The organism is Paenarthrobacter nitroguajacolicus (assembly GCF_029952445.1).
GTDB lineage: Bacteria > Actinomycetota > Actinomycetes > Actinomycetales > Micrococcaceae > Arthrobacter > Arthrobacter nitroguajacolicus_B.
This window is the reverse complement of the sequence record NZ_JAQPPK010000011.1, coordinates 24,257-35,525: the sequence shown is the minus strand read 5'-3', so window position 1 is coordinate 35,525 and position 11,269 is coordinate 24,257. Positions and strand designations below refer to the sequence as shown.

The 11,269-nt window shown below is 64.2% G+C and carries 12 protein-coding genes and 2 riboswitches; of the genes, 2 read left to right on the top strand and 10 right to left on the bottom strand.

Features of this window, described 5'->3' with window-relative positions:
* Nucleotides 1-27: 27 nt before the first annotated feature.
* The 7 genes from PJL15_RS09805 to PJL15_RS09775 form a co-directional block, all read right to left on the bottom strand.
* Nucleotides 28-1,371, bottom strand: a complete 1,344-nt coding sequence (locus PJL15_RS09805; RefSeq protein WP_281450958.1) for a molybdopterin molybdotransferase MoeA — start codon at nt 1,369-1,371, stop codon at nt 28-30.
* Entirely contained in the window at nt 1,368-2,264 is an 897-nt protein-coding gene (locus tag PJL15_RS09800; protein WP_281450957.1) for an NTP transferase domain-containing protein, read from the bottom strand. The genes PJL15_RS09805 and PJL15_RS09800 overlap by 4 nt, the downstream gene beginning before the upstream one ends.
* Nucleotides 2,265-2,306: 42 nt before the next feature.
* Nucleotides 2,307-2,807, bottom strand: coding sequence for an HNH endonuclease (locus tag PJL15_RS09795; protein ID WP_144662688.1), 501 nt, complete (start codon nt 2,805-2,807; stop codon nt 2,307-2,309).
* Nucleotides 2,808-3,024: 217 nt separating this feature from the next.
* Complete coding sequence (locus PJL15_RS09790) at nt 3,025-3,798, bottom strand: NlpC/P60 family protein (protein WP_281450956.1); 774 nt, start codon at nt 3,796-3,798, stop codon at nt 3,025-3,027.
* A 94-nt stretch (nt 3,799-3,892) separates the two neighbouring features.
* Complete coding sequence (locus tag PJL15_RS09785; RefSeq protein WP_281450955.1) at nt 3,893-4,624, bottom strand: C40 family peptidase; 732 nt, start codon at nt 4,622-4,624, stop codon at nt 3,893-3,895.
* Nucleotides 4,625-4,628: 4 nt separating this feature from the next.
* A riboswitch (cyclic di-AMP (ydaO/yuaA leader) is annotated at nt 4,629-4,789 on the bottom strand.
* Between the two features lie 145 nt (nt 4,790-4,934).
* A complete protein-coding gene (locus tag PJL15_RS09780; protein ID WP_281450954.1) occupies nt 4,935-5,771 on the bottom strand; it encodes a M23 family metallopeptidase in 837 nt (278 codons plus the stop codon).
* 4 nt (nt 5,772-5,775) lie between these two features.
* A riboswitch (cyclic di-AMP (ydaO/yuaA leader) is annotated at nt 5,776-5,989 on the bottom strand.
* A gap of 207 nt (nt 5,990-6,196) precedes the next feature.
* The gene (locus PJL15_RS09775) at nt 6,197-6,892 is read right to left on the bottom strand and encodes a metal-dependent transcriptional regulator (protein ID WP_281450953.1); all 696 of its coding nucleotides are present in this window, start codon (nt 6,890-6,892) and stop codon (nt 6,197-6,199) included.
* A gap of 323 nt (nt 6,893-7,215) precedes the next feature.
* Here PJL15_RS09775 and serC point away from each other — a divergent pair, with 323 nt between their 5' ends.
* Complete coding sequence (gene serC / locus PJL15_RS09770) at nt 7,216-8,346, top strand: phosphoserine transaminase (RefSeq protein ID WP_281450952.1); 1,131 nt, start codon at nt 7,216-7,218, stop codon at nt 8,344-8,346.
* A 68-nt stretch (nt 8,347-8,414) separates the two neighbouring features.
* On the opposite strand, the gene PJL15_RS09765 is transcribed toward serC, so the two are convergent.
* Genes PJL15_RS09765 through PJL15_RS09755 form a run of 3 tightly spaced genes read right to left on the bottom strand, consistent with a single transcriptional unit; the run spans nt 8,415 to nt 10,799 of the window.
* Nucleotides 8,415-9,725 carry an MFS transporter gene (locus PJL15_RS09765; protein ID WP_281450951.1) on the bottom strand — a complete coding sequence of 437 codons (1,311 nt, stop codon included), beginning with the start codon at nt 9,723-9,725 and terminating at the stop codon, nt 8,415-8,417.
* A 43-nt stretch (nt 9,726-9,768) separates the two neighbouring features.
* A complete protein-coding gene (locus PJL15_RS09760; protein WP_281450950.1) occupies nt 9,769-10,407 on the bottom strand; it encodes a DUF3027 domain-containing protein in 639 nt (212 codons plus the stop codon).
* A gap of 8 nt (nt 10,408-10,415) precedes the next feature.
* Entirely contained in the window at nt 10,416-10,799 is a 384-nt protein-coding gene (locus PJL15_RS09755; protein ID WP_090820714.1) for a cold-shock protein, read from the bottom strand.
* Nucleotides 10,800-11,024: 225 nt separating this feature from the next.
* Between PJL15_RS09755 and PJL15_RS09750 the strand changes: the two genes are divergently transcribed.
* A complete protein-coding gene (locus tag PJL15_RS09750) occupies nt 11,025-11,240 on the top strand; it encodes a hypothetical protein (protein WP_281450949.1) in 216 nt (71 codons plus the stop codon).
* The last annotated feature ends 29 nt before the right edge of the window (nt 11,241-11,269 follow it).

Below are 11,269 nucleotides of genomic sequence, written 5' to 3'. Positions count from 1 at the left end.
GCGGGGCGGCTGCCGGGCGTCATGGCCTCAGGCGTCCAGCCCGCTCCAATCCACGGGGCCCGCGGGTGCCTTCCGTTGGGGCCGGGCGGGCGCCTTCCGGGGCTTGTCCTCCGGGGACTTCGGCACCGGCAAGGGCCTGCCCCACGGCAGCGGGAAAGCCGGGACCGGTTCACCCAGCTGGACTCCATGGGGAGGGACCACCATTACGCCGTCCGCGCCGGCCAATCCCCGCATCATTCCGGGGCCTGTGTGCTGGGCGGGAGATGCCAGTCCGTACACCAGTTTGAACGGCATCAGGCGTGTCCGCCCGGGGTCCGCGTCAATGGTGGCGCCACAGGGAACCTCTCCTGCTTCCTCCAGCTGCCTGTGCCTCAGGGCCGCGAGCAACGGTGCCCCCACGGTGAACAAGGCCATCATCGCGGCCAAGGGGTTGCCGGGCAGCCCCACCACGAATCGGCCGTCGGGCAACTCGGCCAACACGGCAGGATGACCGGGGCGCATCGCGATGCCGTCTATCAACAGCCGGCCACCGAGCTCGGCCACGGCCCTCCGGAAGTGGTCCGTTCCGGAGCGTCCCGTCCCGCCTGTGGTTATTACGACGTCGGCAGGCGGCTCTGCTTCCGGGTCCGGTTCACCCGGTGCTGGCTCAGTGTCCTCAAGCGCGGCCATCCATTCCTCGTAGCTGTCGCCTACCCGGAGTTGTTCGCCTGCGATTCCGCCCAGGAGTTCGACCACCGAGCCCAGCTGCGGACCAAAAGTGTCCCTGACCTGTCCGGGCTGCGGAATCCCTCGCTCCACAACTTCCGATCCCGTCAGGAGGAACCGGACCAGGGGCTTGCCCAAAACGTCCAGGTGATCCAGGCCCGCCAGTGCCGCGAGCGCGATGTGTGCCGGATTCAAGACTGTTCCGGCCTTGAGCAGGACATCGCCAACAGCTGCTTCTTCGGCAGCCTTACGGATGTGCTGGCCGTTGCGCGGCTCCCCCGGTTTGGCGCCGCCGCCCAGAGCGAGAAGCGGCAGGCCGTCGTCGTCCGTGGTGATGACGCCGCTCTCGCTGCGCAAAACTGCCTTGGCGCCTGGCGGGACCAGGCCACCGGTGACAATCGGGCTCGCCTGGTGTGGTGCCAGCCTCAGGCCGGGCTCGCTCAGGATCCATGGGCCGCTTCCGTTGACTGCCCAGCCGTCCATGGCGGAGGAAGCGTAATGCGGCATATCCTGCACTGCCAAGGCATCCGAGGCCAGGGTGCGGCCAAGCGCAGCCGCCAGCGGCACTGGTCCCGGGGGTATGGGCGTTGCAGCATCGAACGCGCGCTGCCGGGCCTCGTGCCATGTGTGTGCCGCGTGGTGGCCCTCGCCCGGGGCCTCCGTCATTCGGCGTCAGTCCCGGATTCCGAGTACTCCTTGGCTATCTTGCGGGCCAGGTCCAGCGCGGCGTTCATGGAAGCATCATCGCTGGCCTGGCCAATGCCGCGGGCCATTCCGGCGGCGTATCCGGCGATGAAGGTAGTAAGCGGCGCGGCCGGGCGGACCACCGAATGCGCGGCCACACCTGCCACAGCAAGTACCTCGTTGATGTCTACTTCCACGCCTTCAAGCTCGAAAGCCTGCAGCAATGTGCGGCACCAGTCCTCGAGTGTCTCTTCCTGGCTCTTCACGTCCGCCTCCAACTTGTAGTCAATACCCAGGGCCGCGGCGTCTTCCCACGTATCCACGTCGTCCGTGGACCCTGCGGGGACGTCAACGTCCAGCAGGTTCAGCCTAGCAAGCAGCTTGAACACTGAAGAGTTCGTTAACCCCGAACCCTGGGAAGCCACGTCGACTTCCCGTTCAAGGGCTGCTGTGCTGTAGATCCCCAACAAAGGTTGTTTCCGGCCATCAACGGAGACCGCCATTACGCCTTCCACCGCTGGATGCATTGCGAGGGCTTCCCACAGGCTGCCGACGCCCTCGGCCGCCTTGGGCATATCGCACGCCAGAACCAGCGTCCAGCCGGCCTTGGATCCCGAGGCTTCCAATGCCCGCAAACCCGCCTCAATGGCTGCAGCAGGCCCTGCGAAGGCTGGTTCCTCGCGCGCGATCAACACTGAATCCGGCATGGCATCACTGAACGCATCGGGACCCACCACAACCACAGCAGCCGCGCCCCGCGCCGCCTCGAGGGCATGGGCGAGGAGGGTGCCGCCGTCGTACTCCAGCGACGGCTTGGGCACGCCACCGAGGCGGGTGGCCCTGCCACCCGCCAGAATCACGGCGTTGAACTCCATCCGCCCAGAGTACCCGGACAGCTGGAGGTCAGCAGAAATCGATCAGGCAGCGGATTCCGGCAACAGGAACGGGTCCCAGTCCGGCGCAGGTTTCTCGAGTTCTTTGATCTGCCACATGGTCCCTTGGGGCACACCGGGTTTGAAACGGAGCTTCCAGCCCATTTCAGCCAGCGTGTGGTCGCTTTTGGCGTTATTGCATTTCAAGCACGCCGCAACCAGGTTTTCCCAGGAATCCGCGCCGCCCCTGGATTTGGGGTGGACGTGGTCTATGGTGTGGGCTGTTTTCCCGCAATAGGCGCAACGGTGACCGTCGCGGCGAAGAACTCCGCGGCGGCTCACGGCAGTGATCCTGTTGTACTTGGGACGGATGTAGCGGTTAAGGAGGATCACGGAGGGGCGTCCGAGAATCTCCTGTGGCCCGACGACAGGCTCGTCGCCTTCGGCCACTACGCTAGCTTTCCCAGTGAGCACAAGGACCAGCGCCCGGCGGAATGTTATTACCGCCAGCGGTTCATATCCAGCATTCAGAACGAGTGTGCGCATGAACGTACCTCTTAACGGCCGCACCCGTCAGGGGCACGAGGGCCGGCTGCCCTCTGCATGTACGGGCTGTGGATCGACAACACAAGGGTAAGCACTTATATGCCGTATCAACGAATTTATTTGTCGTTTCGATCACAGTGTCTGCAAATGTTCATGTGTGGTTAAAGCAGAACACCCCGCCGGCATATGCCTGCGGGGTGTTCCTAAGAGCTAAAGATCAGCCGTTGACGCGGATGAAGACCGGTCCGGAGCCGACGTTGACGCTGAACAGTGCCGTGGTGGATCCGTTCCATCCACCGTGGACTGCCATGCCGTTGCCAACGTAGACAGCGATGTGGGCCTGTCCGGCCAAGCCGCCGTTGGCGTAGTAGGCGAGGTCGCCGGGCTGTGCTTCAGCTGCGCTGACAGTGCGGCCCAGGGAGAGGTAACCGGCCGGCCAGTCGTGGAAGTGGATGCCCACGGCTGCCAAGGAGTTGGTAACCAGCATGGTGCAGTCCTGGGTCACGCCGAGCTGTGCGTAGGCGGCAGCGGCAATGGCTGCGCCAAGTCCGCTGGAGGCAGCCGGAGCGGCAGGCGCCGGGGTTGCGGCGCTGACTGCCAGGTTGGCGTTGGTGGCCGGAGCCGCGCTGGCTGTGGACGCCTTGGCCTCAACCTTTGCCGGAGCTTCTTCCACCACGGGAGCCGGAGCTTCCTCCGTCTTGACGACGGGACGCTCGTAAGAGATGGCGACCGTGGAGTCAGCGGCGATGGTGGCCTGGGCAACAGACTGGACGTCAAGGGCCGAGGTGGACGTCGATTCGCGGTCGACGTTCGTTTCAGCAGCGTTTGCAGCGATACCGCTGGTCAGGACCAAGCCTGAAGCTGCGGCGATGACTGCTGCCTGGCGGCCGACGCCACCTGCATTGACACTGACGGCCTTGGCGATGACGGCAAGCGAGCTGGTCTTGGGGGCCTCAGCGCGGTGCCGTGCAACTTTGTTTGCACTGGTCATTGTTTTTCTCTTTCGTATCCGTAGGCAGTTGGGGTACCTGCGGGTAGTGGGTCAGCTGGCAGGGGTACGCCAGCCGGCCCCGAATCGGGTTGTTTTAGCGGAGGGTGAAGAACGAAGACGTGCCGGTGGAGGCTGCGGAGTGCAGCAGGGTGCCCTGGCTGGGGTTCAAGGCGCTGATCATCATGCCGTTGCCAACGTAGATGCCTACGTGCGCACCGCCGTTCTGCATGACCAAGTCACCGGGCTGGGGGTTGCTGGTGGGCTTCATCGCCGTCCAGGCGTTGACGCGGGGGATGCTGATGCCGGCCTGTGCATAGACCCACTGGGTGAAGCCGGAGCAGTCCCAGCCGCTGGGAGTGGTGCCGCCCCAAACGTACGGGGAGCCGATTCCGGTGTAGGCAATGGCGGCGAGCCCGGATGCTGCAGCACTTGAGGCTGAGTCCTTGGCTTCGGAGGACTGGGCCGTGAGCTCGGTGGCGTCGCCGGCTGTGCGCTCCGTTACCTGGGCTGCACGCTGGACAACCTTGGGGGCTTCCTTGGTGGCCACGACGGGGCTCTCGAAGGAAACGGTGGCTGTTGGCTCTGCGGTGACCACTGCGGTGGCGGCCAGCTGTTGGGTGCTGGAGACTTCCGAGGTGGTGACGTCGGTGTCAGCGGCTTGTGCCGGCAATCCGACAGTGAGGACGAGGCCCGAGGCTGCTGCCAGCACGACGGCCTGGCGGCCTACGCTTCCGGCGTTCGACGAAACAGCCTTCGAAAGAGTGTTCAACGGGTTCGAACGAACCGTTTCAGCGCGATGGCGCGCAGGGGTAGTGCGTGATGACACGTAGGTAGCCTCTCCCAATGCCTGCGAGGTGAGCTGTCGGATTCGGATGGGAGTCATCCGGCCGCGCTGCTTCCTGGGAAACTTTGCGACTTAACCCCAAGGCCTTCATCAGAAGACCAGAAGTGGTTCCCCCGCCCCTGCCAGACGATTTTGCGAACGGACCTCGAGTGGTGGCAGAGCTAGGCAATCCACTCAAGTGCACCGGCCCCCTAAAAAGCCGATGCGCTCTGAAGGTTATAACAATTGAAAGCGAATGTCACATTCAGGTCACGAGGACCGTCATCAATGCGAGAGAACACCATCAACTGGCTTAGAGCCAGCCCATGGGGTCAACGACCTCGCCGTTGACCTGTACTTCGAAGTGCAGGTGGCAGCCGGTGGAGGCGCCCGTGGTGCCACTCAGGGCCACGGTGTCGCCGCGGTTGACGGTCTGGCCCACCTGGACGTTGAAGGAAGACAGGTGGTTGTACGTGGTCTCGAGGCCGTTGCCGTGGTCCACGACCACGCGGTTGCCTCCGCCGTACTCGTGCCACCCGGCGAAAGTCACTTTGCCTGCTGCCGCTGCATGCACGGCAGTTCCGCACTGGGCCACGAAGTCCTGGCCACGGTGGAAATCGCCCGTGCCGCCGGTGAGGGGGCTGACGCGGTAACCGAAGGGCGAGGCCGTAACCAGGGAGTCGAGGGGGCTGCCCAGGGTGCCTGCCGAAGAAGCGCGCTGGATGCTGCCGACGGACTGTGCACTGAGCAGTTGCTTCAGCTTTCCATCGGGGTCGGCGGCGGTGGCGACAGCTGCGCGGCTGAAGTCGATTTTGGCTGATGCTGCCGCGGAAACCTCGGGCTGGCTTCCTACTGTCCCGCCAACGGAGAGGGCGGACTCGGTCTGGCCCGACTCCGATGTGGCCATGACGGGGCTGGTGGCCGGCAGTCCGACAGTCAGGACAAGACCGGTGGCGGCAAGCGCAACTCCGGCCTTCTGCCCGACGCCACTTGCTGCGGCGAAGTCGGCAACCTGGCGCATCGGGCTCTTACGGCGGCGCACCTGGCGTTCGGTGTCGCGGGGCCGGATCTCCGATACGACGCGGGCCGGCCGCAGCTCAGTAGCGGGGCCGGACGCGCGGCGGCGGCCCCTGACGTTCTGCGATGTCAAACTCTGTTCCTCTCTGGAAAGCCTGCGAAGTTAGCTGTCGGATTCGGGTCAGAGAGTTCAAAGACCCGGTCCGCACGAAGGGCTCATGGCACACAGGTATCCCGGAAGGGACTTGCATCAATGGGCACTTCTGCTGCGGACTTCACCCCAAGGCTGCTTCTTTAGACAGCCGCTTGTGGTTCCCCCGCCTCTGCCAGTGGTGGTGGTTCACTTGATCCGCTGGCAGAGCTCGGCTCCGGATCAGGTAACGCTTTGGTATCAGCGCTAGTAGATAACTATAGGGGATTAAGACCCTTGGTAATAAATTCGTTATCAACAGATTCGGGGGCGGGAGAGGCCATCCCTTATCACTTTTTTCGAAGACCCGCAGGTCACACGCGCGCCGAAGGCCCTGAAAGTGAGCTTTGACACTGAATTGCGGGCTGTTAGTTCAGGGACACAAAGACGTGCGCCGCAACTTCCGGGGGGAGCTCCAGGGCACCCTCAATGCCCGGCACCCGGACAGAGATGTATTCGCCAACCCGTTCGAGCGAAACCGGCGCACCTGGCCGGATTCCACCTTCGTCCAATTGGGTGAGGAGTTCAGGCTCAACCTGGATGGGCTCGGCCAACCGGGTGACGACCACGCGGGAGTCGGCTGCGTAGCCATCCATGGCCTGGAGGAGGTTGACATCGATCCTGGGGAACTGCTGGCCCGTCAGGCCACCCAGCGCTTCCAGTCCGGGAATGGGATTTCCGTACGGAGATTCAGTGGGGTGTTCAAGGAGTTCGTAGAGCCGGCGCTCCACGCGCTCACTCATCACGTGTTCCCAACGGCACGCTTCGTCGTGCACGTAGGCCCAGTCCAGACCGATCACATCGGCCAGGAGACGCTCGGCCAGGCGGTGCTTCCGCATGACTTCGGTGGCGCGCTTGCGACCAACCTCGGTCAGTTCCAGGTGGCGGTCGTTGGAAACGATCACCAGGCCGTCACGCTCCATCCGGCCGATGGTCTGGGAGACCGTGGGACCAGAGTGCCGCAGCCGTTCGGCGATGCGGGCCCTGAGAGCCACAATGTTTTCTTCTTCAAGCTCCAAAATGGTCCGAAGATACATCTCAGTGGTATCGATCAGATCCGTCATCCAGCTCAGCTCTCCTCGAACGCAGTTCTTGCGTAATCTCCACCGTACCGCGTCCCATGCCGGGCTGGGCGGTGCCGCCGCGACCCATGAACGCCAACCCCAAGCCTAGCTTATTTGGAATTACTCCGGATAATTTTCCCCGCACCCTTGTCGTATTCCGATCGCATCTTGTTCGCATCTTGTTGGTTCGCGTTCCACGTGGCGGACTATGACGGCCACAGGTTCCTGCGCCCGCGACGAGTCAGGCAGAATTGGGGAGTCGAAGGGGCAGATGTTGCCACCTGCCACCTCCCATCTTTGACCGATACCCATTGGAGCCACCCGTGAGCGACAACAGCATCACCATTCCCGCCGACTTGCTGCCCAAGGACGGACGCTTCGGCGCAGGACCGTCCAAGGTCCGCCCGGAGCAAATCGAAGCCCTGTCAGCTGCAGCAACAACCATCCTCGGTACCTCCCACCGCCAGGCACCGGTCAAGAACCTGGTGGGTTCGGTCCGCGAGGGACTCAGCCAGTTCTTCCGTGCTCCCGAAGGGTACGAGGTTGTGCTCGGCGTCGGCGGATCCACCGCTTTCTGGGATGTTGCCGCTTTTGGATTGGTGGAGAAGAAGGCCCAGCACCTTTCCTTCGGCGAGTTCGGTTCCAAGTTTGCCGCAGCCACCAACAAGGCCCCGTTCCTCGATGCGTCCTCCATCATCAAGTCCGAGCCCGGCACCCGTCCTGTGGCGCAGGCGGAAGCCGGCGTTGACGTGTACGCCTGGCCCCAGAACGAGACGTCCACCGGCGTCGCCGCTCCCGTGAAGCGCGTGGCAGGCGCCGATGAAGGTTCCCTCGTCCTGGTGGACGCCACCTCCGCCGCCGGCGGCCTGGACGTGGATGTCTCGGAGGCGGACGTTTACTACTTCGCCCCGCAGAAGAATTTCGCTTCCGACGGCGGGCTGTGGCTTGGCCTCTTCTCCCCCGCCGCGCTGGAGCGCGCCGCCAGCATCAAGGCCAGTGGCCGCTGGATCCCCGATTTCCTGGATCTGCAGACGGCCATCGACAACTCCAAGCTGAACCAGACCTACAACACACCGTCGTTGTCTACCCTGGTCACGCTGGATGCGCAGGTGCAGTGGTTGAACAGCAATGGCGGCCTCGACTTCGCCAGCAAGCGCACGTCGGATTCGGCCAACCGCATCTACTCATGGGCAGAGGCTTCGGAGTATGCCACGCCGTTCGTCGCCAAGGCCGAAGACCGCTCCAATGTCATCGCCACCATCGACTTCGACGATTCAATCGACGCCGCCGCCATCGCAAAGGTCCTGCGGGCCAATGGCGTGGTGGACACCGAGCCATACCGCAAGCTCGGCCGCAACCAGTTGCGCATCGCCACCTTCGTGGCCATTGAACCGGACGATGTCTCCGCCCTGCTCGCAAGCATCGACTACGTCGTGGGCGAACTGAAGAAGTAGTCCCCCAACGCCAGTTGGAACGGAGCCGCCTGGGTCATTCCCCGGCGGCTCCCCCGTTTAAGGCGCTCTTAGCGGACCGGCCCAGGGCCGCCGTCGCCCGCTTCAGCAGCTGGACCGGAGAGCAGCGACTCGACCCGGAAATGCCGCAGGCCACGGGCCCGCCGATCGAAGCGCAGCCGCAGCTGCTTCGCGCGGATGATCCAGACCAAGCCCACGACGGCGGTGCTTACGCCGGCTACCGCCGCGACGCCAACGGACCATCGGGGGCCTCCAACATTGGCAACCCAGCCCACCAGCGGAGCGCCGATGGGTGTGCCGCCCATGAAAATGGCCATGTACAGGGACATCACGCGGCCACGCATGACGGCCTCGGTGGTGGACTGCACGTAACCATTGGCGCTGGTAATCAGCGTCAGGGCGAACAGGCCGCACGGAACCAAAGCGAGGCCGAACGTCACCGCGTTCGGAGCCAGCGCCGCCAAGGCCGCTGCCACTCCGAAGCCACCGGCAGCGGCGAAAATCAGCCTGAGGCGCGGCCGTCCGCGCCTGGCCGCCAGCAGCGCACCGGTAACGGAGCCGATGGCCATGACGGAGTTCAACACCCCGAAAGCGCCGGCGTCCATGCCGAACTGCGTACCCACCATCGCGGCAATGAACAGGGGAAAGTTCAGGCCGAAGGTTCCAACGATAAAGATCGCCACCAGGACCACCTGGATGTCGGGCCTGCTTCGGACATAGCGCAGCCCCTCGCGGATGCGTCCCTTACCGGCCGCTGCGCGTGGCTGTGCCCGCAGGGACGACGCCGGTATGAGCTTGAGCGCCACAAGCATGGCGACGAAGGACACTGTGTTGATCAGGAAGACCCAACCCGGGCCCACTACCACCGTAAGGACGCCCGAAACTGCGGGGCCGATCATGCGCGCCACATTGAAGGAAGCACTGTTGAGGGCCACCGCATTGGACAGGTAGTCGTCGGTAACCAGTTCCGACACGAACGTTTGGCGAACAGGCGCGTCCAAGGCCGTCACGATGCCCAGGAGCAAAGCGAAGACGTACACATGCCAGAGCTCGGCCACGCCCGACAACACCAGGATGCCCAGGCCCGTGCTGAGCAGGCCCATGGCTATGAGCGTAATGAACAGGAGTTTGCGGCGGCTGTACCGGTCGGCAAGCAGCCCCGCCCAGGGAGCAAGGAAGAGTTGCGGCCCCAGTTGCAGGGCCAAAGTGATGCCCATCGCCCCGGCATCATGGGCTGTCAGGTGGTCAAACACCAGCCAGTCCTGGGCGGTGCGCTGCATCCAGGTTCCGATGTTGGATATCAGCGCACCAAAAAACCAGATGCGGTAGTTGAGGATTCCGAGCGACCTAAACGTGGACATCAGCGTCCGCCGTCCCTTGAGTCACCCAGTGTTTCCGCAACGCCTATTCAGCCCCGGCTTCGTCGTTGGCTGGTTCGGCGTCGGCGTCGTCCGCGTCAGATTCGGCCTCGTCAGCTTCGTCCTCGTCCGCTTCGTCGTCGGCAGGTTCGGTCGCCTCATCTTCGGCAGCCTGGACGGACTCCTCGGAAACGTCGCCTTCAGTTTCTTCCACCAAAGGCGTCTCATCTTCGGGACGGACACGCTTGGCCCACGGCACCCATTCCGGAGCCAGGATGGAATCCTCCGAGGGCAGCAACCCCAGCTCGCTCACGGTGACGATCTTTGAGCGTGAATTACGGGTCACCACGGCGTACCACTGCCAGCCACCGTAGCCGGCCAGCTTGGATTCGAACAGGTGGGTGACCACGCGGTCACCCTCGGACTTGGCGCCAAGGTGCGCCCCCACCTCGGCTGGCTTGGCGATGCCCTCTACTGCCTCGCGGGCAGTATCGACGGCGGCGGCCAGGAACGCATCCGGCTTGCCTGTGCGCCACACGGGCAAACCGGCACGCGGCTTGGTGGCTGCGGGCTTCCGCGCGGGAGCAGCCCCGTTGCCAGGAGCCCGGGCACCGCGAGGACCCGCCCCGGTGTTATCCAGGGCGTCCTTTGCGGGAGTTGTTTCCTGTGCGGATTCCGAGGTCATGGCCGGTCCTAGGCTTCCAGCTCGTCGGCAACCTTGCGCAGCGCCATGCTGATGGCCTTGGCCTTGTTGCCATCGGGGTACTTGCCGGACGACAGGGAACCTGAGAGGTTGTCCAGGACGGTGACCAGGTCCTGGACCATCGGGGCGAGGTCCTTGGCATTCATGCGCTTGGCCTTGGCGATGGACGGCGTCTTTTCCAGGACGCGGAGTCCCAGGGCTTGTGCACCGCGGCGGCCGTCGGCCACGCCGAACTCCACCCGGGTTCCGGCTTTGAGTTCCGTTACGCCCGCGGGCAGGGACGTCTTGGGCAGGAAGACTTCCTGGCCGTCTTCGGCCGCGAGGAAGCCGAAGCCCTTTTCCTTGTCATACCACTTGACCTTGCCGGTAGGCACGTAATCAACCTTCTTCGTTCTTGCTGTGGGAGACACGCCGGGCCGTTACCGCATCCGCAGGTTGCTGCGGGATCGAGGGTGACAGCCCGGTCCGTGTTGGTCTGTTCCTTCAAGGTTATCCTGCCGGACCACCTATTCCCGCTTTGTCCGGCCGTGCTCCGGTAAGCTGCCGCTTCATTTTCTCTGGCGGGCCACCCCTGACGGGCTGCTGCTAGCGTTGAGGGCATGACTTCCCCGGGTTACCGCCGCCCCCTCACGATCGCTGCTGCCGCCATTGCCTTCCTTTCCCTGGCCGCTGTTGCCGCGGTCATAGCGGTGGCCTACAACGGCGCAGTTGCGCCCGTTTGGGTTACCTCCACCGCCCTTTACGGCCTGCCCGTGGCCTTCATGCTCGCCGTGCTCCTGATGGTGGACGCGGTCCGTCAACGTCGCCGGCAGTAGGACCGTCCACCCCGGAACGGGCAGGAGCG

Bases quoted from the DNA above. Each gene is read 5' to 3' on its own strand.
- PJL15_RS09805 (WP_281450958.1), bottom strand. From the start codon at position 1,371: ATGACGGAGGCCCCGGGCGAGGGCCACCACGCGGCACACACATGGCAC.
- PJL15_RS09800 (WP_281450957.1), bottom strand. From the start codon at position 2,264: ATGGAGTTCAACGCCGTGATTCTGGCGGGTGGCAGGGCCACCCGCCTC.
- PJL15_RS09795 (WP_144662688.1), bottom strand. From the start codon at position 2,807: ATGCGCACACTCGTTCTGAATGCTGGATATGAACCGCTGGCGGTAATA.
- PJL15_RS09790 (WP_281450956.1), bottom strand. From the start codon at position 3,798: ATGACCAGTGCAAACAAAGTTGCACGGCACCGCGCTGAGGCCCCCAAG.
- PJL15_RS09775 (WP_281450953.1), bottom strand. From the start codon at position 6,892: ATGACGGATCTGATCGATACCACTGAGATGTATCTTCGGACCATTTTG.
- PJL15_RS09765 (WP_281450951.1), bottom strand. From the start codon at position 9,725: ATGTCCACGTTTAGGTCGCTCGGAATCCTCAACTACCGCATCTGGTTT.
- PJL15_RS09760 (WP_281450950.1), bottom strand. From the start codon at position 10,407: ATGACCTCGGAATCCGCACAGGAAACAACTCCCGCAAAGGACGCCCTG.
- PJL15_RS09750 (WP_281450949.1), top strand. From the start codon at position 11,025: ATGACTTCCCCGGGTTACCGCCGCCCCCTCACGATCGCTGCTGCCGCC.